Source organism: Crenobacter intestini (assembly GCF_004919095.1).
In the GTDB taxonomy this organism is placed as follows: domain Bacteria; phylum Pseudomonadota; class Gammaproteobacteria; order Burkholderiales; family Chromobacteriaceae; genus Craterilacuibacter; species Craterilacuibacter intestini.
The window spans coordinates 27,513-49,894 of sequence record NZ_STGJ01000011.1 but is presented as its reverse complement, the minus strand read 5'-3'; the positions used below and the strand labels follow the sequence as shown (position 1 = coordinate 49,894).

Here is a 22,382-nt window from a genome sequence, read left to right as displayed (position 1 = left end):
ACCCCGTCAGTAGCAAGGGCCGGCACCGCCGGCCCTTTTTCACCTATCCACCCTGCTTGCCCGAGCCCCTGCCCCGCGCCGGGGGCTCGGGCAAGCACCGAGGACCCTGATATGGAATACCTGCAGTTCATCATCGACTTCATCCTGCACATCGACGTGCATCTGGCGGAACTGGCCGCCGCGTACGGGCCGTGGATCTACGCGATCCTGTTCCTGATCGTGTTCTGCGAGACCGGGCTAGTGGTCACCCCCTTCCTGCCGGGCGACTCGCTGCTGTTCGTCGCAGGCACCCTGGCCGCGCTGGGCGAGATGAACATCCACGCGATGGTCGCGCTGTTGATCGCCGCCGCCGTGATCGGTGATGGCGTCAACTACGCGATCGGTCGCTATTTCGGCGAGAAGCTGGCGGCCCGCTTCCCCAAGCTGATCCGCCCCGAGTACCTGGAGAAGACGCACGCCTTCTACGAGAAGCACGGCGGCAAGACCATCATCCTCGCCCGCTTCGTGCCCATCGTGCGCACCTTCGCGCCGTTTGTCGCCGGCGTCGGCAAGATGGGCTACCGCCACTTCGCCTTTTACAACGTCAGCGGCGCCGTGCTGTGGGTAGCGAGCTTCGGCTACGCCGGCTATTTCTTCGGCAACATGCCCATCGTCAAGCAGAACCTGACGCTGTTGATCCTTGGCATCATCTTCGTGTCCATCCTGCCTGGCATCATCGAATTCTGGCGCCACAAGCGCGCCGCAGCCCGGGCCGGCGCGCGATGAAACGCATCCGCAAGCTGCCCGACCACCTGGTCAACCAGATCGCCGCCGGCGAGGTGGTCGAGCGGCCGGCCTCCGCCCTCAAGGAAATGCTGGAGAACAGCCTGGATGCCGGCGCGCGGCGCATCACCGTCGATATCGCGCAAGGCGGCATCAAGCTGATCCGCGTCAACGACGACGGCAGCGGCATCGCCGCGGACGACTTGCCGCTGGCGCTCGACCGCCACGCGACCAGCAAGATCGGCTCGCTGGACGAACTGGAGCGGGTGGCGACGCTGGGCTTTCGCGGCGAGGGTCTCGCCAGCGTCGCCTCGGTGTCGCGGCTGACGCTTACGAGCCGCCCGCAGGGCGAGGCGCACGCGCACCAGATCATCGCCATCGACGGCACCCTGCACCCGGTCGAGCCGGCCGCGCACCCGGAAGGCACCACGGTCGAAATGGTCGACCTCTACTTCAACACGCCGGCGCGCCGCAAATTCCTCAAGAGCGAGGCGACCGAGTACGCGCACTGCGCAGCGGCGTTCGAGCGCGTCGCGCTGGCCCACCCCGGCGTCGAGATGATCCTGCGCCACAACGGCAAGGTCACCGCCCGTTTGCCGGTGCAAAGCCTGGCCGACCGCGTCGGCGCCATCCTCGGCCGCGACTTCGTCGACGCGTCGCTGATCGTCGACAGCGAGGCAGGCCACCTCACCCTGCGCGGCCTCGTCGCGTCGCCCACCTTCTCCAAGGCGAGCCGCGACGCGCAGTTCTTCTACGTCAACGGCCGCTTCGTGCGCGACAAGACCGCGCAGCACGCGCTGCGCCAGGCCTACCGCGACGTGCTGCACCACGAGCGCCACCCGGCGTACGCCCTGTTCCTGACCATGGACGCGGCCGGTGTCGACGTCAACGTCCACCCGACCAAGGTCGAGGTGCGCTTTCGCGAGAGCCAGGCCATCCACCAGTTCCTGTTCCACTCGGTGCACAAGGTGCTCGCGGCGGGTGCCGCCGACAGCCGCCCCGCCGTCGACGCCCAGCTCGCCGTGCCCGACGCCCAGCCTGCGGCGCCGCCCACAACCGCACCGCTGTTTGCCGCCGCTGCGGACACGGCAGCGCCCCGCGCGGGCACGCCCGGGCGCACGCCGCTGCCGCAACGCTTCGAGCAGCAGCGCATCCCGCTTGCCGTCGCCCGCGAGGCGGTCGGCGTGTACGACGCGATGTTCTCGACCATCCGCGCCGAGGAGCGCGCGTCGGACGCGGCGCCGGCCGCATCTGCGCAACTGCCCGCGCCCATGCCCGCCGCCGACGCGGACGGCGTGCCGCCGCTGGGCTTCGCGCTCGCGCAACTGCACGGCGTGTACATCCTCGCGCAGGCGGCCGACGGACTGATCCTGGTCGACATGCACGCCGCGCACGAGCGCATCGTGTACGAGCGGATGAAGCGCGCGCTCGAGACCGACGACCTGCCCCTGCAACCCCTGCTGCTTCCGGTGTCGTTCGGCGCCGACCGTTTCGAGGTCGCCACCGCCGACGAGCACGGCGACGCGCTGAAGACGCTGGGGCTGGAACTCGCGCCGCTGTCGCCGACCCAGCTGGCGGTGCGCGCGGTGCCGCTGTGGCTGGCCGACGCCGACCCGGTCGAGCTCGCGCGCGCGGTGCTCGCCGACGTGCGCGCGCACGGCGTCAGCGCCGCGCTGACCGAGCGGCGCAACGAATTGCTGGCGACCATGGCCTGCCACGGCGCGGTACGCGCCAACCGCGCGCTCAACCTCGCCGAGATGAACGCGCTGTTGCGCGACATGGAGGCGACCGAACGCTCAGGACAATGCAACCACGGCCGCCCGACCTGGACGCGGCTGACCATGAAGGACCTGGACCGCCTGTTCATGCGCGGCCAGTGAAGGACCCATGCAGGACAATTCGCGCAAGGTCGAGAGCGCGCAGGCGGGCATCCACGAGCGCCTGCCCGACGTGCTCGGGCGCCATGCCGCCCATCCCTACCGCAAACCGTACGCGGCGTTCAACGTCGACGCCTGGCAAAGCGTACGCGCGGCGTGGGGCGGCGCCTCCCCGCTGATCCTCGACACCGGCTGCGGCGTCGGCGTCTCCACGCTCAGGCTGGCCCGCGAGCACCCCGACCATTTCGTGGTCGGCGTCGACCAGTCGGCCGACCGCCTCGGCCGCGGCAAGGCCGGGCCCGTCCCCGACAATGCGCTGTTCGTGCGCGCCGACCTGGTCGACCTGTGGCGGCTGATGGCCGGGGATGGCGTGCGCCTCGCCCAGCACTGGATGCTCTACCCCAACCCCTGGCCCAAGCCGCAGCACCTGCAAAGGCGCTGGCACGGACACCCAGTGTTCCCGTTATTGCTGCGTCTGGGCGGCGTGCTGGAGTTGCGCAGCAACTGGCAGGTCTACGCCGACGAGCACGCGTACGCGCTACAGGCGCTTACCGGTGCGGCGGTACGGGCCGAGCCGTGGCTGCCTAGCGACCCGCTGACCGCGTTCGAGCGCAAATACCTGGGCTCGGGCCACCGCCTGTGGCGGGTACGCCACGACCTTGGCTGCCCGGCCTGACGCCGCTGGCGGCAAAACCCTAGTCCACCATCTTCAATGAAGGCTAACCCAATTTTCGCCACGCCATGACCGAACCGCTCTCCGCTCCCGCTTTCACGCCGCGCACCCTGTGGGAAGTCGGCCTGATCCTCTTCTTCACGCTGCTCGCCCTCGGTGGCTGGTATCTGCTGCTGCGCCGCCTCGCGCGCGGCGAAGCCTCCTTGCGCCGCGGCCTGCTCAAGGCGTTCTGGCAGCAGGCCTCGCCGGTCGCGCTCGCGGTGATCGGCATCGTCAGCGCCAGCCTGCTGCTCGACGTCGCCGCGCGCCGCCTGCTGCCCGAACTACTGGCGTGGATCGCGCCCTTGCGCGCCTGCGCGCTCGCGCTCGCCGTGCTGTGGGGCGCGTTCCGCTACATCGACGCGTCCGAGCGCATCCATGTCGAGGCCGGCCACGACGCGACCTCGGCCAACGCGGTCGCCAAGCTCACCAAGGCCAGCGTGCTGCTGGTGGTCTTCCTCGGCGTCGGCCAGCAGTTCGGCCTCAGCCTGTCCGGCCTGCTCGCCTTCGGCGGTGCCGGCGGCCTGATCATCGGCCTCGCCGGCAAGGACATCCTCAGCAACTTCTTCGGCGGGCTGATGATCTTCCTCGACCGCCCCTTCAAGGTCGGCGACTGGATCAGCTCGCCCGACCGCAATATCGAGGGCACGGTCGAACATATCGGCTGGCGGCTGACCCGCATCTTCACCTTCCAGAACCGCCCGCTGTACGTGCCCAACTCAGTGTTCTCGACCATCGCCGTCGAGAACCCGCAGCGCATGAGCAACCGGCGGATCACCACCACCGTCGGCCTGCGCTACGAGGACAGCGCGCGCGTCGCGCCGGTGGTCGCCGACATCCACGCGATGCTCGCCGCCCACCCCGAGATCGACCAGACGCAAGCGCTTCTGGTCAACTTCAACGCCTTCGGCGAGTCGTCGCTGAACATCATGGTGTACTGCTACACGCGCACCACCGACTGGGCCAAGTGGCTATCGGTGCAGCAGGAGGTGCTGCTCGCGATGGTCGACATCGTGCACCGCCACGGCGCCGACTTCGCCTTCCCCAGCCGCACGCTGTTCATTGAAACGGACGCCGCGCCCCGCGCCTGAAAACAAGACGCCCAGGCCGAGGCCTGGGCGTCTTCATGGGGCCGCTACGCAGCTCAGTCGTCGTCGTAGTGCCGCCACTTGCGGTACTTCTTCTTGTGCTTGTGGCCATGGTAATGCGGGTAGTAGGCGGATTTGCTGCGCTTGTTGACGGCGGCGACGCCGACGCCGGCGCCCAGCGCCCCGCCGATCACCGCGCCGTCGCGGCCGCCGACCGCATCGCCGATCACCGCGCCGGCCGCGCCGCCCAGCGCGCCGCCGACGATCAGTTCGGACGTGGACGCCGCGTGCGCGGCAACGGAAGAGAAGCCCAACAGGGCGATGGGCAACAACTGGCGCAACTTCATGTTCGTGTCACTCGGCTCAAAGGATGTCAGCCTACATTCTCGCCAGCGTTGCCGGCGCGGTCGAGCAGCAAACTGTTGGCAAATGTAAATGCGAACGGGCGCCTGCAGCGCCCGTTGCTGTCCAGCCCGCAGACTGTCAGGTGCGCGGCAGCGTGACGCCGACTTGGCCCTGGTACTTGCCGCCGCGGTCCTTGTACGAGACGTCGCAGACTTCGTCCGACTCGAAGAACAGCACCTGCGCGACGCCCTCGTTGGCGTAGATCTTGGCCGGCAGCGGCGTGGTGTTGGAGAACTCCAGCGTCACGTAGCCTTCCCATTCCGGCTCGAACGGGGTGACGTTGACGATGATGCCGCAGCGCGCGTAGGTCGACTTGCCCAGGCACACGGTCAGCACCGAGCGCGGGATGCGGAAGTATTCGACGGTACGCGCCAGCGCGAAGCTATTCGGCGGGATGATGCAGTAACCCTTGCCCGACACCTCGACGAAGGAATCCGGGTCGAAACTCTTCGGGTCGACGATGGTGCTGTTGATGTTGGTGAACACCTTGAACTCGTCCGCGCAGCGGATATCGTAGCCGTAGCTCGACGTGCCGTAGGAGATCACCTTCTGGCCGTCGACGTAACGCACCTGGTCGGCCTCGAACGGCGCGATCATCGGGTTCTCGGCCACTTCGCACTGCTGGCGGATCCACTTGTCGGACTTGATGCTCATCTTGCTGACCCCTTCATTTGAATCGCGCGATTTTACTGCCTGCGCCGGCCGCTGGCCAGTTTGGGACGAGCGTCCCGTCCCCGCTTGATGTAGATCATTGACACCCTGTTTGCCACAGGCATAGATTGGGAATCGTTCCCAATCAAACAGACGGCTTTTGCATGACGCTCGACAGGCTACGCGCGGGGACGCGCGGCATCGTGACCCGGCTTGACCTGGACGACGACACTCTGCGCCGGGTCGCCGCCTTCGGCCTACGCCCGGGCCAGACCGTCCACCTCGCGCGCCGCGCCGCCTTCGGCGGCCCGCTGATGCTGGAAGTCGGCACCACCCAGTTCCTGCTGCGCGGCAGCCTCGCCCGCCGTATCGAAGTCGACCAGCGCGCATGAGGCAGTTCGCGCTGGTCGGCCTGCCCAACACCGGCAAGTCCTCGCTGTTCAACCGGCTCACCGGCCTCTCCCAGCGCGTCGGCAACTGGCCCGGTCTGACCGTCGAGCTCGCCCACGCGCGCCTGCTGCTGGGCAACCAGATGGTCGAGCTGACCGACCTGCCCGGCATCCACGACCTCTCCGGCTACACCGACGACGAAGCGGTGGTGCGCGACGTGCTTGGCGCGCGCGACTTCGACGCGCTGGTGCTGGTGCTCAACGCCGCCCAACTGGACCGCCAGCTGCCGCTCGCCGTCCAGCTGAGGGCCACCGGCCTGCCCTGCCTGATCGTGCTCAACATGGCCGACGAGGCCACGCTGCTGGGCATCGACATCGACTGCGCGGCGCTCTCCGAGCGCCTGGCCGCCCCGCTCGTGCTGGTGAGCACGTCGAGCGGCCAGGGCTGGGCCGCGCTGCAAGACGCGCTCGCCACGCTCGCCCGCCAGGCCGCCACGCCGCGACGCGCGCGCCTGGCCGGGCTGCCCGACACCCACCAGGCCATCGAGCAGGCAGAGGCGCTGCTCGCGGGCGCCTGGCACTTGCCGCCGACGCTGCCCACCAGGCTGAGCCACCAGCTCGACCGGGTGCTGATGCACCCCTGGCTGGGACTTGCCGCGTTCGCGGCGATCATGGCCGCGCTCTTTAACGGCACCTACCTGATCGGCGGCCCGCTGCAGGCCATGCTGGGCAACGCGCTTGAAGGCATGCACGAGGCGTGGCTCGCGCCGCTGGCCGCAAGGCTGCCTGACTGGCTGGCCAGCCTGCTGCTGGACGGGCTGTGGCAGGGCGTGAGCACGGTCGCCACCTTCGCGCCTATCATCTTCGTGTTTTTCGTGCTGATGGCGCTGATCGAGGACAGCGGCTACCTCGCGCGCGCCGCCTACCTGACCGACGCGCTGATGGCTAGGCTGGGGCTGGACGGCCGCGGCTTCGTGCTGCAGCTGATGGGCTTCGGCTGCAACGTGCCGGCGGTGATGGGCACCCGCGTGCTGCGCGAACGCAGGCAGCGGCTGCTCGCGATGCTGATCATCCCGTTCTCCCTGTGTTCGGCGCGGCTGCAGGTGGTGCTGTTCTTCAGCGCGGCGCTGTTCTCGCCCGCGCACGCGCCCTGGGTGCTCGCCGCCTTCTACGCGGTGAGCCTCGCCGCGGCCATGCTCACCGCTGCGCTCTTCAAGCGCCGGCTGTGCGCGTCCGAAGCGTATTTGCTCGAAGTGCCGCCCTACCGGCTGCCTTCAGTGCGCCACGTGTTCACCCGCGCCTGGGGCGAGGTGGCCGCCTTCCTGCGCCTGGCGTCGACCTTCATCGTCGCCGGCGTCGTCCTCGTCTGGCTGCTGACCCGCCTGCCGGCCGGCGGCTACGGCAGCGTGGCCGACGCGATCGGCCACGCGCTCTCGCCGCTGCTGGACCCGATCGGCATCCCAGAGCCGCTGGCAGTCGTGCTGCTGTTCGGCTTCGTCGCCAAGGAAATCCTGCTGGGCTCGCTTGCCGTCGTCTACGGCGTCAGCGACGGCCAGCTGGCCACCGCGCTCGCCGCCCAGCTTGACTGGGTGTCGGCGATGAGCTTTTTGCTGTTCACGCTGATCTACGTGCCCTGCCTGTCGACCGTCGCCGCGATCCGCCGCGAATCGAAGAGCGCGCGTTTCACCCTGCTGTCGGTCGGCTGGTCCTTGCTATTGGCCTGGCTGGTCAGCTTCGTCTTCTATCAGCTCGCCAGCCGCCTGTAGGACAGCCAAGCCGCGCGTTAGCAGCCCTTCCCGGCGCATGCAAAAAAACCATTTGCGCTTCGCCAAAAACAGACTTAGCATATCAACAAATCCTAATTTAGGATTTGTTGATATGGCAGCACTTGTCTGCTGCCACGCCAATAAAAGCCCTACCCAAAGGAACATGGCATGCTTGCAAACCTGTACGTCGCGGAGAGCGCCAACAGCGCTGAAGAAGAAGAGAACGAACTGAGGGCGGACGACGCGTCGGATGAAATCTCCAGCGCCGACGCCCAGAACGACGAAACCTTCGACATCGCCCAGATCTACCTCAACGACATCGGCCGCCGCCCGCTGTTGAGCGCCGAAGAAGAACGCCAGCTCGCCCTCCGGATCAAGGAAGGTGATTTCAAAGCCCGCCAGGAAATGATCGAACGCAACCTGCGTCTGGTCATTTCGGTCGCCAAGCGCTACACGGGTCGCGGGGTCAGCTTCCTTGATCTGGTGGAAGAAGGCAACCTCGGCTTGATGCACGCGCTGGACAAGTTCGACCCGTCCCGCGGCTTCCGCTTCTCGACCTACGCGATCTGGTGGATCCGCCAGAACGTCGAGCGCGCGATCATGAACCTGTCGCGCACGGTGCGCCTGCCGGTGCACGTGGTCAAGGAACTGAACGGCTACCTGCGCACCGCGCGCGCGCTGGAGAACGCCAACGGCCACGCTCCCAGCGAAGACGAGATCGCCGCCCAGATGGACGTGCCCGCCGCACAGGTCCGCCAGATGCTGCTGCTGAACGAGCGCACCTGCTCGCTCGACGCGCCGCTGGACGACGATCCGATGCTGACGCTGGGCGACGCCATCTGCGACGAGGAGCAGGAAGCGCCCGAGCTGCAACTGCACCACGGCCGGGTCGACGCCTACGTGCAGGACTGCCTCGCCCAGCTCTCCGAGCGCCAGCGCTACGTGATCGAGCGCCGCTTCGGGCTCAACCGGCACGACACGCAGACGCTGGAATCGCTGGCTAGCGAGCTCGGCCTCAGCCGCGAGCGGGTGCGCCAGACGCAGATCGAGGCGCTCGACCACCTCAAGCGCATCCTGCGCCAGCAGGGCATCGACGCCGCGCTGCTGCTGTAAGCGTCAGCCCGCCCTCTCGCGGGCGAGCACGTCCGCCAGCGCGGGCGTGTCGAACAGCCCGCCCGAGGGCGGGCTGGTGAAGGCGAACGCCTCGCCGTCCAGCCGGAACGCCAGACGGTAGGCGTGCAGGTAGACGCGGTCGGCGGGGCTGCCGCCGTACAGCGCGTCGCCGAGGATGGGCGCGGATACGCTCTTGAGCGCGACGCGCAGCTGGTGGGTGCGCCCGGTCTGCGGGTAGAGCATGAAGAGCCGCACGCCGGGCGCGAGCGACGCGCTGTCAAAACGGGTGACGGCCGGCGCCTCCAGCGTATGCGTGAGCCGCCACGCGCCGCCGCGCGCCTTCACCATGTCGCCGCGGATCCAGCCCTGCTTCTTCTTCGGCTTGCGGTCCGACAGCGCAAGATAGGTCTTCTCCACCTCGTGCGCGGCAAACGCCGCGCCAAGCGCCGCGGCGACCGCGGCCGAGCGCGCGACGACGATCAGCCCGGAGGTGACCAGGTCCAGCCTGTGCACCGGCCACAGGGCCGTATCGGCCAGCCCCTCGCGCAGGTGGTCCATCAGCCCCGGCGTGTCGCCCTCGCGGTGGAAGCCAATGCCGGCAGCCTTGGCGACCACGTAGAAGCGCGGGTCGGCGTGCACCAGCGTGAAGGGCGGCGTGCTCATGCCTCGCCCCCCACCTCGCGCCGCATCCGCTCGGCGGCCTCGACGCGCATCTTCTTGCGGATCGCCGCCTCGCGAAAACGCTTGTGCTGGACCTCGTCGCGCAAGTCCAGCGGCGGCACCGCCGCCGGCTGGCCGTCCTCCATCGCGACCATCGTGAAGTAACAACTGTTGGTGTGGCGCACGGTGCGCGCGCGGATGTCCTCGGCGACCACCTTGATGCCGACCTCCATCGAGGTACGGCCGACATGGTTGACCGCGGCGAGGAAGGTCACCAGCTCGCCGACATGGATGGGCTGCTTGAACAGCACCTGGTCGACCGACAGCGTGACCACGTAGTGGCCGGCGTAACGGCTCGCGCACGCGTACGCGACCTGGTCAAGCAGCTTGAGCAGCACGCCGCCGTGCACGTTGCCGGAGAAATTCGCCATATCGGGCGTCATCAGTACCGACATCGTCAATTCATGCGGGTTGATCGCGTCCATCGCTATCCTTCAAAACGGGTCATGTCCGAAACACGCCATCCGGCATGAGCTGCCCGACATGGGCTGCCGGCGTTGGCAATGCAGGATGGTACTATCTAAGATTGGTTTTGCAACTTCGCACGCCTGCCCGCGGCAGGCCGTGCCTCACCCACCCCGAGGGAGCACAAGACATGCTGAACAAAAAGCAGGTACTGATCGCCGCCATCGTCGCCGGCGCGCTCGCCGTCACCGGTTGTACCACCAACCCGCTGACCGGCCAGCAGGAAATGAACAAGGCCGCAACCTACGGCTTGGGCGCCGCCGCCGCCTGCGGCATCGCCGGCGCGCTGATTTCCGGCGGCAAGGGCGCGCGCAATGCCGCGCTCGCCTGCGGCGCGATCGGTGCCGGCGTCGGCGTCTATATGGATAACCAGGAAAAAGAACTGCGCGAAAAGCTCGCCAACACCCAGGTCCAGGTCAACCGCGTCGGCGACCAGATCAAGCTGGTGATGCCGGAGAGCATCACCTTCGCGCTGAACAGCTACGCGGTCAGCGGCGCGGCGCAAGGTGCGCTGGGCAACGTCGCCAACGTGCTCAACCAGTATCCGGAGACCACCATCACCGTCAACGGCTACACCGACAGCAGCGGCGCCCTCGCCTACAACATGAAGCTGTCGCAGCAGCGCGCACAGGCCGTCGCCAACGTGCTGCGCGCCGACGGCGTCGCCGGCAGCCGCATCAGCACCCGCGGCTACGGCCCGGAAAGCCCGGTGGCCTCCAACGCGACCGCCGACGGCCGCGCCAAGAACCGCCGCGTCGAGATCCTGATCAACCCGAAACCGCAGTAACACGCAGGCAAGGGCTGACAAAAAGGCGGCGCCCCATCGGGGCGCCGCCTTTTTGTTGAGACGCAAGGTCTACAGCAAGTGGGCAAGCATAGGTGCGAGGAGCACGGTGACCACCCCGCACAGCATCATGGTCAGGCTGGCGACTACGCCCTCTTCCTGGCCGATTTCGCTGGCCTTGGCCGTGCCGGCGCCGTGCGCGGCTGCCCCGAACAGCGCGCCGCGCGCGACGCTGCCGCGCACCCGCACCAGCGCCAGCAGCGCCTCGCCAAGCACCATGCCGACCACGCCGGTAATCACCACGAAGATCGCGACCAGCTGGCCGTCGCCACCGAACGAGGGCGCGGCTGCCAGCGCGAACGGCGTGCTGATCGAGCGCGGCGCGAGCGCGTGCTGCAGCGCCGGCGGCAAATCCAGCAGGCGGGCCAGGCCGACCGAGCTGCCGACGCCAACCAGCACCCCGACCGTCACGCCGGCGGCCAGTTGCAGCCACTGGCGGGCGATCAGCGCGCGGTGGCGCCAGATCGGCAGCGCGAAGGCGACCGTCGCCGGCCCGAGTAGCCAGCTCAGCCAGTGCGTGGTCTGCCAGTACGCCGCGTACGGGATGCGGCAGGCAAGCAAGAGCAGCACCAAGAGCACCGGCACCAGAAAGATCGGCGCCGACCACCAGCGGTGTAGGCGCGCGTGCATGCGCTTGGCGCCGAAATAGGCGAGCAGGGTCACCGCGAAACTGAATACCCCGAGCATGGACACCATCTCACACCTCCAGTGCGGCCAGGCGCATGCGGCGGCGGTGCAGCCTGATAAGCCGCCCCGTCCACTCGACCGCGAACGCGGTGGACAGCATCACCAGCGCGGTCGAGAGCACGATCACCAGCACGATGCGCGCGCCGGCGTCGGCAAACAGCGCGCCGAAATTCACGATGGCGATCACCGCCGGGATGAAGAACAGCAAGAGCTCGGCGAGCAGCCAGCCCGCGCCGCGCTCGAACCAGGTAGGCGACACCTTGCCGCTGGCGAACAGGGTCAGCAGCGCGAGCATGCCCAGCACACCGCCGGGCAGTTGCGGCAGGTAGTGTACGGAGACGTATTGCGCCGCCATCCAGATCAGGGACAGCAAGGCGACCTGCCCCACGGTGAGCAGGATGGAAGAAATGCGTGAATGAGCTTCGGACATGATGGCGATGGAGAAACAACCGGGACGGCCTATCGGGACACTCGCAGTATAAGATGCGCCATTTGATGCAAAAAATGAATTAAAGTAATGGAAACGATTCCACAAAGGAATGCAATGGACCTGCGCGCGCTGCGTTACTTTACCGAGGTGGTCCGCCAGCAAAGCTTCACGCGGGCGGCCGACACCCTGTGCGTCACCCAACCGACCATCAGCAAGATGGTGCGCCAGCTCGAGGACGAACTGGGCCAGACCCTGCTCGAGCGCGACCGCCGCCAAGTGCGACCGACCGACGCCGGCCGCGTGGTGTTCGACGAGGGCGAGGCGCTGCTCGCCGGCGCGCGCCGCCTCGCCGCCCGGCTGGCCGACCTCTCCTCGCTCGCGCAGGGCGAGCTGGTGCTCGGCCTGCCGCCGATGGTCGGCGCCGCACGCTTCGCGCCCATCGTCGGCGCCTACCGCGCGCGCTACCCGAAGGTGGCGCTCAAGCTGGTCGAGGACGGTGCACGCGCGATCGAGCAGCGGGTGAAGGCGGGCGAACTGGAGATCGGCGTCGCCGTGCTGCCGGTCGACACCGGCGTGTTCGACACGCTGGAGGTGGTGTGCGACCCGCTGTGCCTGATCTCCCCCGCCGGCAGCCGCTGGCGGGGGATGGCCTCGGTGACGCTGACCATGATCGCCGCCGAGCGCTTCATCCTCTACCCGGAAGACTTCACGCTGTCGCACCGCATCGCCGCAGCGTTCGCCGCGCTGGGGCAGACGCTGGACATCGCCGGGCGCAGCGCGCACTGGGACTTCATCAGCGAGCTGGTCAGCGCCGGCCTCGGCGTCGCCCTGTTGCCGCGCTCGGTCGCGCGGCGCCTGCCGCCTGACGCGTTCGAGATCACGACGCTGGCCGAGGACACGTTAAACTGGCACCTTGCGCTGATCTGGCGGCGCGACGGCTACCTCACGCACGCCGCCCGCGCATGGCTGGACACCACGCGGGCCACCCTGGATCAGACGAAAGGATAAATAATGTTCAAGCGACTGTTCGCCGCACTGCTCGTCGTCACGCTCGCCGCGTGCTCGACCCTTGGCCTGAAAAAACCCGAAGTCAGCCTCAGCGACATCAAGCCCGCCGGCAAGTCCACCCTGTTCGAGCAGAACTTCGACGTGGCCTTGCGCGTGAGTAACCCCAACGCCTTCGCCCTGAGCGGCCGCGGCATGAATTTCACCTTGTTCGTCAACGGCGACAAGCTGGCCGACGGCGCCAGCAACCAGGCCTTCGAAGTGCCGGCAGGCGGCAGCGCGGTGGTGACCTTACGCATGCGCACCTCGCTCGCCGACTGGCTGCGCCAGGCCGGCAGCCTGCTCAGCTCGGGCGGCGGCGTGGATTACCGGCTGCAAGGCCGGATCAACGACGTCAACGGGCTGGCCGACCTGCCGATCGACCGCAGCGGCCGCTGGTCGCTGACGCGCTAGACCTTCCCCAGGCGGGGCCTTAGCTGGCCCCGCAGCCGGGTGACGCCCCCTCAGTCGGCGAACGCCGGTGCCGGGTCGATATAGATGCGGTAGTCGGCGACCTTGCCCCCGCGCAGGCGCAGGGTCGAGGTGACCGGCAGCACAACCTCGCGACCGTTCCTGAGGTAATGGGCACGCGCCTCGATGGCGACGACATCACCTTCCTCCCAGCGGCCGGTGGTCACGCCGACGATTTCGTGGCGGATAGAATCGAAGCGCTGTTGCGCGGCCGCAAAGGCGTCGATCAGCGCTTGCGGCCCCAGCGTGACCGGCAGGTTGGCCATGCAAAAGCGCAGGTCTTCGCTCAGATCGCTGGCCAGCGCGGCGGCCGGCTCGGTGTCGACCTTGTGCAGGAAGGCGTGCGCCCACTGCTCCAATGACTGTTCCATTTCTTGCTCCTTATCTGCGCGTCGCGCACTGATTTCAACGGCTGGCGACGGCAACGCTGCCGGAGGCGCCATGGGTGAGTTGTTCGATATAGATGCGCGCCACTTCGGCCGCACTCAGCCCCGGCGACGGGTCCAGCCCCATCGAGGTCAGGGTTTCGGCAATCCAGCCCGGCGACACCGCGTTGACGCGCACGCGGGGGCCCAGTTCCAGCGCCGCCGCACGCACGAAGGCCTCGATCGCGGCATTCACCGTACTGACCGCCGCGCTCCCCGGGATCGGGTGCTGGGCCAGCAGCCCGCTGGTGAGGGTGATCGCGCCGCCGTCGTTCAGATGCGCGGCGCCCAGCCTGACCAGGTTGACCTGCCCCATCAGCTTGTTGGCCAGCGTGAACGCCCAGTCGTCGGCGTCAAGTTCGGCCCACGGCTTGAAGCGGGCCATGCCGGCAACACACACCATGCCGTCGACGCGCCCGAGATTGCCGAGCAAGGCGCCCAGCGACGCCGCGTCGCTGATGTCGACCTGATAAGGCGATTTGCTCATGCCAGCCTCGATCAGCTCGACCTGCCCCGGCAACTGCCGGCAGACCTCGCGGCCGATCAGCCCGCTCGCGCCAATGATCAGAATCCTTTGCATGTGAGCCCCCCTGGAAAATGGCGGCTGCCGGCGTGGCAGCCCCTAGGGGTTTAGGCCAGGCAAGGGCGAGCCGCAAACCCGGCGCGCTCCCCAGCCCTGCCTAAGCAGACGACACCCGCCTTGCCAGGAGAGCCACGCACAGCTAAGCCGGTTGGGACGCCCCCGTCACGGAGACCTGCGCCATGCTGTTCGAACGCGATGTCGTCTTTTTCAGCCAGGGCACGCCGCTGGCTGGCCGCCTGCTGCGCAATACCGACGACGAGGCCTTGCCGCAACCGGTCGTCAACGTCAGCGGCTCCTGGCTGACAGTCAAGGAGCAGATGCCGCTCTTGTACGCCCGCCGACTGGCCGAGGCCGGCTTTACCGCCTTCGTATGGGACTTCGCCGGCTTTGGCCAGAGCGGCGGGGAGATCCGGCAGTTCGAACAGCCACAGCGAAAAATCGCCGACATCCGTGCTGCGGCCGATTTTGTCAGGGGTTTTTCGTTTACGCAGGGCCAGAAGGTCGCCCATCTGGCCGTCTGCGCCAGCGCGCAGTACACGCTCAGGGCGCTGGCAGGCGGCGCGGCGCTTGACGCCTTCGTCAGCGTGGCGGGCTGGTACCACGACGCCGCCTCGGTCGCACCGTTCTACGGCGGCGCTCAGGGCGTCGCGACCCGTTTGGCGCGGGCCGACGCCGCTGCCCGCGTCTGGGCCGAACAAAGGGAGGTCGTCGCCGTTCCTGCCTATCAGGCCGGCAACGAACAAGCCGCCATGTTCTTCGAGCTCGACTACTACGCCAACCCGGCCCGGGGCGCGATCGCCGCGTGGCAGAACGAGATGGCCGAAATGAGCTGGCGGCACTGGCTGACCTTCGACGGCCTGTCTGCCGCAGCGCAGGTGTCGACACCCACGCTGATTTTCCACTCGGACGGGGCTGTGCTGCCCGACAACGCGCGGGCGGTCTACGCCCGGCTGCGCGGCCCAAGGGATCTGGTATGGTCGCAGGGCAACCAGGTCGACTTCTACGACCTGCCCGACCACGTCGATCGCGCCATGGCAGCCTTGCAACCCTGGCTTGAACAACAGCTACGCCCATGAGGCCACGCCATGAGTCCCCTTGACTACCAGGCGATCTGCAATGTGGTGGCCGCGCTCGGCTCACTCGTCGACCATCGCGACTGGCCCGGGCTCAAGGCCCTGTTCGCCGCGGACGTGCTGGTCGACTACACCTCGCTGTTTGGCGGCGAGCCAACACGGCAGAGCGGCGCATCGCTGGTCGATGGCTGGGCCGCGTTTCTCCCCGCCAACTTCCACGCCACCGAACACCTGATCGGCGTTCCGCTGGTTGAAGTAGCGGGCGGGCACGCCACGGCGCGCGCGGCCGTCACCGCCTGGCACTGGGTGGGCGACGCGCTCGCGGGTCCGAGCGAGCGTTGGGTGGTGGGCGGGCATTACCACTTTGATCTGGTTCGCAATGACGAACGCTGGCTGATCAGCGCGATGCGCCTCGAAGCACGCTGGCAGGAAGGCCGGCCGCCGTCGGTCTGAATCCCCCGGTTAGGCAAGCCCTCCCCACACAAGAGCAAGGAGCCCCCCATGAACGCGCTGATCGTCTACTGGCACCCCGAGCCCAAAAGTTTCAACCACGCGCTGTTCGAAACGGCGCAGACAGCACTCGCTGCGGCGGGCTGGTCGGTCGAGACTTCCGACCTGAACGCGATGGGGTTCGACCCGGTGTCGAGCCGGGCCAACTTCCTAGGCGTCAAGGATCCGGACTTTCTCAAGCTGCAACTGGAAGAAATGCACGCGAGCGAGACTGGCGGCTTCTCGCCGCTGCTTGAGCAGGAGATGCAGAAGCTGGAGCGCTGCGAGCTGATGATCTGGCAGTTCCCGCTGTGGTGGTTTGGCCTGCCCGCCGCGCTGAAGGGCTGGGTCGACCGTGTCTTCGCGATGGGACGCGTGTACGGTGGCGGCCGGATCTACGAGACGGGCACCTGCCGGGGCAAGCGCGCCTTGCTGTCGCTGACCACCGGCGGGCCGGCCGAGGCGTATGCCGCGGACGGTTTCAACGGCGACATCGACGCCATCCTGAGACCCATCCAGCGCGGCATGCTCGAGTTTATCGGCTTCGACGTGCTCGCACCGCACATCGTCTACGCGCCTGCCCGCATGGGCGACGCGCCAAGGTGCGAGGCATTGGCGAACTTCGCAAGACGGTTGTCGGCCATCGCCAACGAGCCGCCGGTCACGGTCGGCCGCTACTAAGGGCAGCCCCGACTGCGCTCACCGCTTGCGCTCGCGCGCATCGCCGCCCGCCTCCTGCTCGAACAGCGACCTGAGCTCGGAGAGCGCCTGCCGGCTTGACTGCACGAGCGCCGCCTCGTCGCGCGAGAGTTCGGCCTGCTGGTGCAGCAGCGCCTCGTCGCGTTCGCGAAAACGCCCGACGTTGCGCGCCGCCCGCTCGGGGGCGACCCCGCAACGGGTCAGGGCCGCTTCCGCCATTTCCAGCGAAGACGCGAAGGTCTCGCGCCACACCTGGGCGATCCCCAACTGCCAGAGCTGGTAGACATGCTGGCGGTTGCGCGCGCGCGCGAGCACCGGCCGTCCGGGGAAGACGTCGCGGATCAGGCGGGCCACTTCCAGCGAGACGTCGACCCGGCCGATGGCCAGCACGATCAGCGTGGCGTCGGCCGCACCGGCGGTGCGCAATAGCTCTGCGTTGCGGGCGTCGCCGTAGTAGACGCGGTTGCCGAAGCGGCGGACAAACTCGATGTGGCCGGCGTCGATGTCGATCGCGGTAAACGGCAGGCCGTGCGCCTGCAACAGGCGGGCGACGATCTGGCCGACCCGGCCAAAGCCGATGATCAGCACCGGCGACGTCTCGTCGATGGTGTCGGCCTCGACCGGCGCTGCCTGCCGGCGGCCTGCCATCCTCTCGGCCAGCACCACCAGCACCGGCGAGAGCAGCATGCTGAGCGTGACCACCACCGTCAGCAATTCGGCGGCCGCCGCGTGCAACAGATGGTGGCTGCGCGCTAGAGCGAGCAAGACGAAGGCGAACTCGCCGCCGACCATCATCATCAGCGCGAAGCGCCACGGCGTCGCCCCGCGCCGGCCGCCGGCGAACGAGAGCAGCAGCAACAGCAGGTATTTGCCGGCCATCCAGGCCAAGAGCAAGGTCAACACCAGCAGCGGCGCGGCGACGATCAGGTCCAGCCGCACCCCCATCCCCACCGCCATGAAGAAGAGCCCGAGCAGCAGCCCCTTGAACGGGTTGATGTCCGCCTCCAGCGCGTGCCGGTACTCCGAACCGGACAACAGCACGCCGGCCAGGAATGCTCCCAGCGACATCGACAGCCCGGCCCATTCGGCCAGCAGCGCGGCAGCGGTGACCACCAGCAAGGCCGACGCGGTAAACACCTCGCTGCTCCTTGCCTGCGCGACGTAGCGCAGCAAGGGGCGCATCAGGTAGCGCCCGCCCAGCAACATGGCGGCCAGCAGCACCAGCAGCCGCAGCGCGTGCCAGGGGTCGAAGCCGCCCGCCTGCCCTGCCAGGGCCGGGATCAGCGACATCAGCGGGATCGCGGCCAGATCCTGCATCAACAATACGGCGAACGCGTCGCGCCCGACCTCGCTCGAGAGTTGCTTGCGCTCGGCGAGCGACTGGATGACCAGCGCGGTCGACGAGAGTGCCAGCGCGGTGCCGACCACCAGCGCGCCCTGCCACGGGATGGCCAGCCACCACGCGATCGCGCCGAACAGCAGCGCCGCGCTGAGCACCTGCGCGCCGCCCAGCCCGAACACCGCCCGGCGCATCACCCACAGCCGCGCCGGCGCAAGCTCGAGCCCGATCACGAACAAAAGCAGCACGACGCCCAGCTCGGACAAGGCCGCGATCCGCTCGACGTCGTCGACCAGCCCGAGCAGGGACGGGCCGATCAGCAAGCCGGCCAGGAGATAGCCCAGCACGGCGCCCAGCCCCAGCCGGCGAAACAGCGGCACCACGAACACCGCGGCCGCCAGCAACAGGGCAAGTTCGGTCAGCAAGGGGTGCATGGTCAGGCTCCGCCCGGCAAATACTGCCGGTATAGCCGCCTCGCCGGAAAAAGGCGTGCGCCATCCACCTGCCCCCGGGCCGTACGGCCTCCTGCGAGCCGGCTCAAGGCAGGCGCGATAGCCGCACGCGCCCGCTCACTGCCTGAGCACGCCGCGGGCATGGCGGATGCACGCGTCCGACAGGGCCGACAGCACCCCGCTCTCCAGGCTCCAGCGGTGCCAGTACAGGGCGCGGCTGACGCCCTGCCCCGGCGTCAGCTCGACCAGTTCGCCCCGCGCAAGCTCGCCGCCGACCATGGGCGCCGGAGCCAGGCAATAGGCGGCGCCCAGCACCGCGAGCTTGACGAAGGCCTCGGACGAGCGCGCGACATGGCGCGGCCAGCCGACCGGGGCCAGCGCGAAGTGCGCGGCGAGGAAACCCGCGTGCATGGCGTCGTTCCGGTCGTACACCACCGCGGGCGCGCGCGCCATCGCCGCTGCGTCCACCCCGTGCGGGAAGTGGCGGCGGGCAAAGCCGGGGCTCGCCACGCACAGGTAGTCCAGTTGCCCCAGATAGTCGCTAACGCAGCCGGCCATCGGCGCGGGCTCGCTGCTGATGGCGACCACCGCCTCGCCCGAACGCAGCCGGTTCAGGGTACGGCTCTCGTCGTCGACCATCAGGTTGAGCACCAGTTGACCGCCCTGCATCAGCGGCGCGAGCGCCGGCAGCAGCCAGGTGGCCAGGCTGTCGGCGTTGGTGGCGATGGCCACCGGCAGCGGCGCGCCGGCCCCGTCCGACGACAGGCCGGGCAGCAGTTCCTGCTCCAGCAGCAGGACCCGCCGGTAAAAGCCGAGCAGGCGGCGGCCGGCGGCGGTCGGCCGCGGCGGCGTCGCGCGCACCAGCACCGGCTGGGCGAGCCAGCGCTCCAGTTGCTTGATGCGTTGGGAGACGGCCGACTGCGTCACGCAAAGCGCCTGCGCCCCCTTGTCGAAACCGCCGCAAGACACCACCGCGTCGAGCGCCGCGAGCCACTGGTAATCGAGTCCGCGCATGCACGCACCATTAGCAACACTGATAATTCATTAAGATTATTAGATTTGCTAAAGACAAACCATTCCTTATGCTGCAAGCACCCCATAAGGAACACCCACCATGCTGACCACCCCACTCTGGCAGGGCCTGACCCTCAGCCTGGCCATGATCGTGCCAATCGGCGCGCAAAACGCCTTCGTCCTCGAACAAGGCATTCGCCGCCACCACCACCTGATGGTGGCGGCCATCTGCGTCGCCTGCGATATCGCGCTGGTCAGCCTCGGCGTGTTCGGCGCCGGCGCCGCGCTGGGCCAGTCGCCCGCCCTGCTGTCGGTGGTCACCGCCGCCGGCTGCCTGTTCCTCGCCGCTTATGGCCTGTTCGCGCTGAAAAACGCCTGGCGTCCCGCGCCGGCCGACGCGCCCGGCGCCGGCGGTGCAGCCCGCCGCGGCCGCTTCGCCGTCGCGCTCGCCACGCTGGCGGTCACCTTGCTCAACCCGCATGTCTACCTCGACACGCTGGTGATCCTGGGCGCGATCGGCGGCCAGCTGGCCGCGCACGAGCGGCCGTGGTTCGCGCTGGGCAGCGCGCTGGCGGCGCTTTGCTGGTTCAGCGGGCTCTCGCTGGGCGCCGCCCGCTACGCGGCCACGCTGAGCCGGCCGCGCGTCAAGCGCGCCGTCGACGCCGCCGTAGGCTCCCTGATGCTGATCCTCGCTATCCAGCTCGCACGCACCCTCTTGCAATCCTGACCCCGGAAGACAGCATGACCCTGCAAGCCATACACGCGCGCTGCGTCGCGCTGTTCAACGAAACCCGGGTCGGCTACCAAGCGTGGCAGCACGAGCCCATCCTCGACTACGAGACCGACGCGCGCGTCGGCCGGGCGCTTGGCTGGACCGCCGAGCCGACCAAGAGCCTGTTCCTGCGCTGCAAGGACGGCAGCCACGCGCTGCTGCTCACCCACCGCGACAGCCGGCTCGACGCGAAAAGGGTGAAGGCCCTGCTCGGCCAGCGCGTATCGGTGTGCGCGGACGAGGAGATGCAGGCCGTGACCGGCTGCCTGCCCGGCGCGCTCTGCCCGTTCGCGCTGCCCGCGCATATCCCGCTGCTGGTCGACCCGGCGCTCGTCGCGCTGCGCTCGCTGATGTTCACGCCGGGGCTGCCCGAACAGACCTTCGCGTTCGCCGCACCCGACCTGCCGGCGCTGCTCGCCGCGCTGCCCAACCCGCTTTACTGGCTGGACGAGGCCGACGCAACCCAGGGCTAGGTGCCGCTTGGTTTTTGCCCGCCCAGCGTCCATGCTGTTGGAGGTCCTGTCCCTCCACCCCACGCGGCACGCTTCTGGTTTGCCGCGCCCCGCAAACAGGTAGCTTCCCCATGATCGAACTCAGACGCGCCGGCGCGCGCGGCCTCTCGCAGCTGGGCTGGCTGCATTCGCGCCATACCTTTTCGTTCAGCCACTACTACGACCCGCGCGAGGTCGGCTTCTCCGACCTCTTGGTGATCAACGACGACATCGTCGAGCCGGGGCAAGGCTTCGGCAGCCACCCGCACCGCGACATGGAAATCTTCTCCTACGTGCTCGAAGGCGGCCTCGCGCACAAGGATTCGGCCGGCCACGAGGAAGTGTGCCGCCCGGGCGACGTGCAGATGATGAGCGCCGGCGGCGGGGTGTTCCACAGCGAGTACAACGCGTCGGCCAGCGAGCCGGTGCATTTCCTGCAGATCTGGATCGTACCGGACCGCACCGGCGGGCCGGTGCGCTACCAGCAGCGCCACTTCCCAGCGTCCGAGCGGCGCGGCCGGCTGCGGCTGATCATCTCGCCGGACGAGGCGAACGGCTCGCTGCCGGTATGGCAGGACGTGCGCGTGTACGCGGGGCTTTTCGACGACGCGGAGCAGGCCAGCCTCGCAGTCGCCGGCCGCTACGCCTACGTGCACGTCGCCCGCGGCGCGCTCTCGGTCAACGGCGAGCGCTTCGCCGCGGGCGACGGCGCGCGCGTCCGCGAGGAGACGTCGATCGCCTTCAGCGACGGCGAGCAGGCAGAGGTACTGGTTTTCGACTTGCGCCCGAACGAACACCCGGTGCGCTAAGCACCTGCCACGAGGAAACACGCCATGAGCAAGGAAAAAGTCTCCCCCGGATCGCAGGCGGCCGACGCGCGCTACCGCATTGTCGTCCTCAAGAACGGCCCCTACCTCGTGTACGGCCAGCCGCCGCTTACGCAGCAATTCATCTGCAACAACGAGGACGGCAACTCGTGGACCTACGCCGAGGGCGCCGACTACCCGCTCGCCGAGCCCGCCGCGCTGTGCCGCTGCGGCGCGTCGAAAAACAAGCCGTTCTGCGACGGCAGCCATGTACAGGCAGGCTTCGACGGCAGCGAGACGGCCAGCCGCGCGCCCATCCTGCAAGGTGCCGAGACCTTCGACGGCCCCAGGCTTGCGCTGACCGACAACCCCGATTACTGCGCGTTCGCCCGCTTCTGCGACGGCAAGGGGCGGATCTGGAACCTGGTCGGCCTGCCGCAACCGCACGCGGCCGACCACGTCAGGTACGAGGCCAACCATTGCCCGGCCGGGCGCCTGCTGGCGTGGGACAAGGCCAGCGGCACGCCGCTGGAAGACGTGCTCGAACCCGCGCTCGGGCTGATCGAGGACGCGCCCGCGCATTGCTCGGGGCCCTTGTGGGTGAAGGGCGGCATCCGCATCGAATCGGCGGACGGCACGGGCTACGAGATCCGCAACCGCGTCACCCTGTGCCGCTGCGGCGCATCCGAGAACAAGCCGTTCTGCGACGGCAGCCACGCCGGGCGCAACTGGGCGGGCAAGCGCTGGCAGGACGGCCTGCCCGGGCAAGCCGAAAACGAATAGCCCACGGCGGCCGGCCGGGCACCATCCAGATA

The 22,382-nt window shown here is 68.5% G+C and carries 27 protein-coding genes; 17 read left to right on the top strand and 10 right to left on the bottom strand.

Going from position 1 to position 22,382, the window contains the following annotated elements:
• Positions 1 to 111 precede the first annotated feature (111 nt).
• The 4 genes from E5K04_RS10765 to E5K04_RS10750 all read left to right on the top strand — a co-directional run bounded on the left by E5K04_RS10765 (position 112) and on the right by E5K04_RS10750 (position 4,442).
• Positions 112 to 765 (top strand): DedA family protein, encoded by a 654-nt coding sequence (locus tag E5K04_RS10765; protein WP_136553894.1) that lies wholly within the window; start codon positions 112 to 114, stop codon positions 763 to 765.
• Entirely contained in the window at positions 762 to 2,642 is a 1,881-nt protein-coding gene (gene mutL / locus E5K04_RS10760) for a DNA mismatch repair endonuclease MutL (protein ID WP_136553892.1), read from the top strand. The genes E5K04_RS10765 and mutL overlap by 4 nt, the downstream gene beginning before the upstream one ends.
• Before the next feature lie 7 nt (positions 2,643 to 2,649).
• Positions 2,650 to 3,315 (top strand): tRNA (guanine(46)-N(7))-methyltransferase TrmB, encoded by a 666-nt coding sequence (gene trmB / locus E5K04_RS10755; protein ID WP_136553890.1) that lies wholly within the window; start codon positions 2,650 to 2,652, stop codon positions 3,313 to 3,315.
• 65 nt (positions 3,316 to 3,380) lie between these two features.
• The gene (locus E5K04_RS10750) at positions 3,381 to 4,442 is read left to right on the top strand and encodes a mechanosensitive ion channel family protein (protein ID WP_136553888.1); all 1,062 of its coding nucleotides are present in this window, start codon (positions 3,381 to 3,383) and stop codon (positions 4,440 to 4,442) included.
• A 53-nt stretch (positions 4,443 to 4,495) separates the two neighbouring features.
• Here the strand turns inward: E5K04_RS10750 and E5K04_RS10745 are convergent, their stop codons facing one another.
• Complete coding sequence (locus E5K04_RS10745; protein ID WP_136553886.1) at positions 4,496 to 4,786, bottom strand: glycine zipper domain-containing protein; 291 nt, start codon at positions 4,784 to 4,786, stop codon at positions 4,496 to 4,498.
• 136 nt (positions 4,787 to 4,922) lie between these two features.
• A complete protein-coding gene (dcd, locus tag E5K04_RS10740; protein ID WP_136553884.1) occupies positions 4,923 to 5,498 on the bottom strand; it encodes a dCTP deaminase in 576 nt (191 codons plus the stop codon).
• A gap of 161 nt (positions 5,499 to 5,659) precedes the next feature.
• Between dcd and E5K04_RS10735 the strand changes: the two genes are divergently transcribed.
• From E5K04_RS10735 to rpoS, 3 genes are all read left to right on the top strand, one after another.
• Positions 5,660 to 5,887 (top strand): FeoA family protein, encoded by a 228-nt coding sequence (locus E5K04_RS10735; protein WP_136553882.1) that lies wholly within the window; start codon positions 5,660 to 5,662, stop codon positions 5,885 to 5,887.
• The gene (gene feoB / locus E5K04_RS10730; protein WP_136553880.1) at positions 5,884 to 7,650 is read left to right on the top strand and encodes a ferrous iron transport protein B; all 1,767 of its coding nucleotides are present in this window, start codon (positions 5,884 to 5,886) and stop codon (positions 7,648 to 7,650) included. The genes E5K04_RS10735 and feoB overlap by 4 nt, the downstream gene beginning before the upstream one ends.
• Before the next feature lie 168 nt (positions 7,651 to 7,818).
• Positions 7,819 to 8,763, top strand: coding sequence for an RNA polymerase sigma factor RpoS (rpoS, locus tag E5K04_RS10725; protein WP_136553878.1), 945 nt, complete (start codon positions 7,819 to 7,821; stop codon positions 8,761 to 8,763).
• Positions 8,764 to 8,766: 3 nt separating this feature from the next.
• Here rpoS and E5K04_RS10720 read toward each other — a convergent pair whose 3' ends face one another.
• On the bottom strand, positions 8,767 to 9,426 hold the full coding sequence (locus tag E5K04_RS10720; RefSeq protein WP_136553876.1) for a TIGR01621 family pseudouridine synthase: 660 nt from the start codon (positions 9,424 to 9,426) through the stop codon (positions 8,767 to 8,769).
• Entirely contained in the window at positions 9,423 to 9,908 is a 486-nt protein-coding gene (locus tag E5K04_RS10715) for an acyl-CoA thioesterase (RefSeq protein ID WP_136553874.1), read from the bottom strand. The genes E5K04_RS10720 and E5K04_RS10715 overlap by 4 nt, the downstream gene beginning before the upstream one ends.
• Positions 9,909 to 10,078: 170 nt before the next feature.
• On the opposite strand from E5K04_RS10715, the gene E5K04_RS10710 reads away from it, so the two are divergent.
• The gene (locus tag E5K04_RS10710) at positions 10,079 to 10,735 is read left to right on the top strand and encodes an OmpA family protein (RefSeq protein ID WP_136553872.1); all 657 of its coding nucleotides are present in this window, start codon (positions 10,079 to 10,081) and stop codon (positions 10,733 to 10,735) included.
• 69 nt (positions 10,736 to 10,804) lie between these two features.
• Here E5K04_RS10710 and E5K04_RS10705 read toward each other — a convergent pair whose 3' ends face one another.
• Positions 10,805 to 11,488 carry an LrgB family protein gene (locus tag E5K04_RS10705; protein ID WP_136553869.1) on the bottom strand — a complete coding sequence of 228 codons (684 nt, stop codon included), beginning with the start codon at positions 11,486 to 11,488 and terminating at the stop codon, positions 10,805 to 10,807.
• A gap of 1 nt (position 11,489) precedes the next feature.
• Complete coding sequence (locus tag E5K04_RS10700; protein WP_136553867.1) at positions 11,490 to 11,909, bottom strand: CidA/LrgA family protein; 420 nt, start codon at positions 11,907 to 11,909, stop codon at positions 11,490 to 11,492.
• Positions 11,910 to 11,996: 87 nt separating this feature from the next.
• Here E5K04_RS10700 and E5K04_RS10695 point away from each other — a divergent pair, with 87 nt between their 5' ends.
• Both E5K04_RS10695 and E5K04_RS10690 read left to right on the top strand, forming a co-directional pair.
• Positions 11,997 to 12,917, top strand: a complete 921-nt coding sequence (locus E5K04_RS10695; RefSeq protein WP_235844343.1) for a LysR family transcriptional regulator — start codon at positions 11,997 to 11,999, stop codon at positions 12,915 to 12,917.
• 3 nt (positions 12,918 to 12,920) lie between these two features.
• Positions 12,921 to 13,367: an LEA type 2 family protein gene (locus E5K04_RS10690; protein WP_136553865.1), complete on the top strand. Its 447-nt coding sequence runs from the start codon at positions 12,921 to 12,923 to the stop codon at positions 13,365 to 13,367.
• A 50-nt stretch (positions 13,368 to 13,417) separates the two neighbouring features.
• Here E5K04_RS10690 and E5K04_RS10685 read toward each other — a convergent pair whose 3' ends face one another.
• Both E5K04_RS10685 and E5K04_RS10680 read right to left on the bottom strand, forming a co-directional pair.
• A complete protein-coding gene (locus tag E5K04_RS10685) occupies positions 13,418 to 13,795 on the bottom strand; it encodes a nuclear transport factor 2 family protein (RefSeq protein ID WP_168929210.1) in 378 nt (125 codons plus the stop codon).
• A 34-nt stretch (positions 13,796 to 13,829) separates the two neighbouring features.
• Complete coding sequence (locus E5K04_RS10680) at positions 13,830 to 14,429, bottom strand: short chain dehydrogenase (RefSeq protein ID WP_136553861.1); 600 nt, start codon at positions 14,427 to 14,429, stop codon at positions 13,830 to 13,832.
• A gap of 182 nt (positions 14,430 to 14,611) precedes the next feature.
• On the opposite strand from E5K04_RS10680, the gene E5K04_RS10675 reads away from it, so the two are divergent.
• Genes E5K04_RS10675 through E5K04_RS10665 form a run of 3 tightly spaced genes read left to right on the top strand, consistent with a single transcriptional unit; the run spans position 14,612 to position 16,675 of the window.
• Positions 14,612 to 15,508, top strand: coding sequence for an alpha/beta hydrolase (locus E5K04_RS10675; protein ID WP_136553859.1), 897 nt, complete (start codon positions 14,612 to 14,614; stop codon positions 15,506 to 15,508).
• A 9-nt stretch (positions 15,509 to 15,517) separates the two neighbouring features.
• The gene (locus E5K04_RS10670; RefSeq protein ID WP_136553856.1) at positions 15,518 to 15,958 is read left to right on the top strand and encodes a nuclear transport factor 2 family protein; all 441 of its coding nucleotides are present in this window, start codon (positions 15,518 to 15,520) and stop codon (positions 15,956 to 15,958) included.
• 48 nt (positions 15,959 to 16,006) lie between these two features.
• The gene (locus E5K04_RS10665; protein ID WP_136553853.1) at positions 16,007 to 16,675 is read left to right on the top strand and encodes an NAD(P)H-dependent oxidoreductase; all 669 of its coding nucleotides are present in this window, start codon (positions 16,007 to 16,009) and stop codon (positions 16,673 to 16,675) included.
• An 18-nt stretch (positions 16,676 to 16,693) separates the two neighbouring features.
• Here E5K04_RS10665 and E5K04_RS10660 read toward each other — a convergent pair whose 3' ends face one another.
• Complete coding sequence (locus E5K04_RS10660; RefSeq protein ID WP_136553851.1) at positions 16,694 to 18,466, bottom strand: monovalent cation:proton antiporter-2 (CPA2) family protein; 1,773 nt, start codon at positions 18,464 to 18,466, stop codon at positions 16,694 to 16,696.
• Between the two features lie 135 nt (positions 18,467 to 18,601).
• Positions 18,602 to 19,498 carry a LysR family transcriptional regulator ArgP gene (locus E5K04_RS10655; protein WP_136553849.1) on the bottom strand — a complete coding sequence of 299 codons (897 nt, stop codon included), beginning with the start codon at positions 19,496 to 19,498 and terminating at the stop codon, positions 18,602 to 18,604.
• Positions 19,499 to 19,598: 100 nt separating this feature from the next.
• Between E5K04_RS10655 and E5K04_RS10650 the strand changes: the two genes are divergently transcribed.
• The 4 genes from E5K04_RS10650 to E5K04_RS10635 all read left to right on the top strand — a co-directional run bounded on the left by E5K04_RS10650 (position 19,599) and on the right by E5K04_RS10635 (position 22,350).
• A complete protein-coding gene (locus E5K04_RS10650; protein WP_136553847.1) occupies positions 19,599 to 20,225 on the top strand; it encodes a LysE/ArgO family amino acid transporter in 627 nt (208 codons plus the stop codon).
• A 14-nt stretch (positions 20,226 to 20,239) separates the two neighbouring features.
• On the top strand, positions 20,240 to 20,743 hold the full coding sequence (locus E5K04_RS10645; protein ID WP_136553845.1) for a YbaK/EbsC family protein: 504 nt from the start codon (positions 20,240 to 20,242) through the stop codon (positions 20,741 to 20,743).
• A 110-nt stretch (positions 20,744 to 20,853) separates the two neighbouring features.
• Positions 20,854 to 21,570: a pirin family protein gene (locus E5K04_RS10640; RefSeq protein ID WP_136553843.1), complete on the top strand. Its 717-nt coding sequence runs from the start codon at positions 20,854 to 20,856 to the stop codon at positions 21,568 to 21,570.
• A gap of 24 nt (positions 21,571 to 21,594) precedes the next feature.
• Positions 21,595 to 22,350: a CDGSH iron-sulfur domain-containing protein gene (locus E5K04_RS10635; protein WP_136553841.1), complete on the top strand. Its 756-nt coding sequence runs from the start codon at positions 21,595 to 21,597 to the stop codon at positions 22,348 to 22,350.
• Positions 22,351 to 22,382 lie beyond the last annotated feature (32 nt).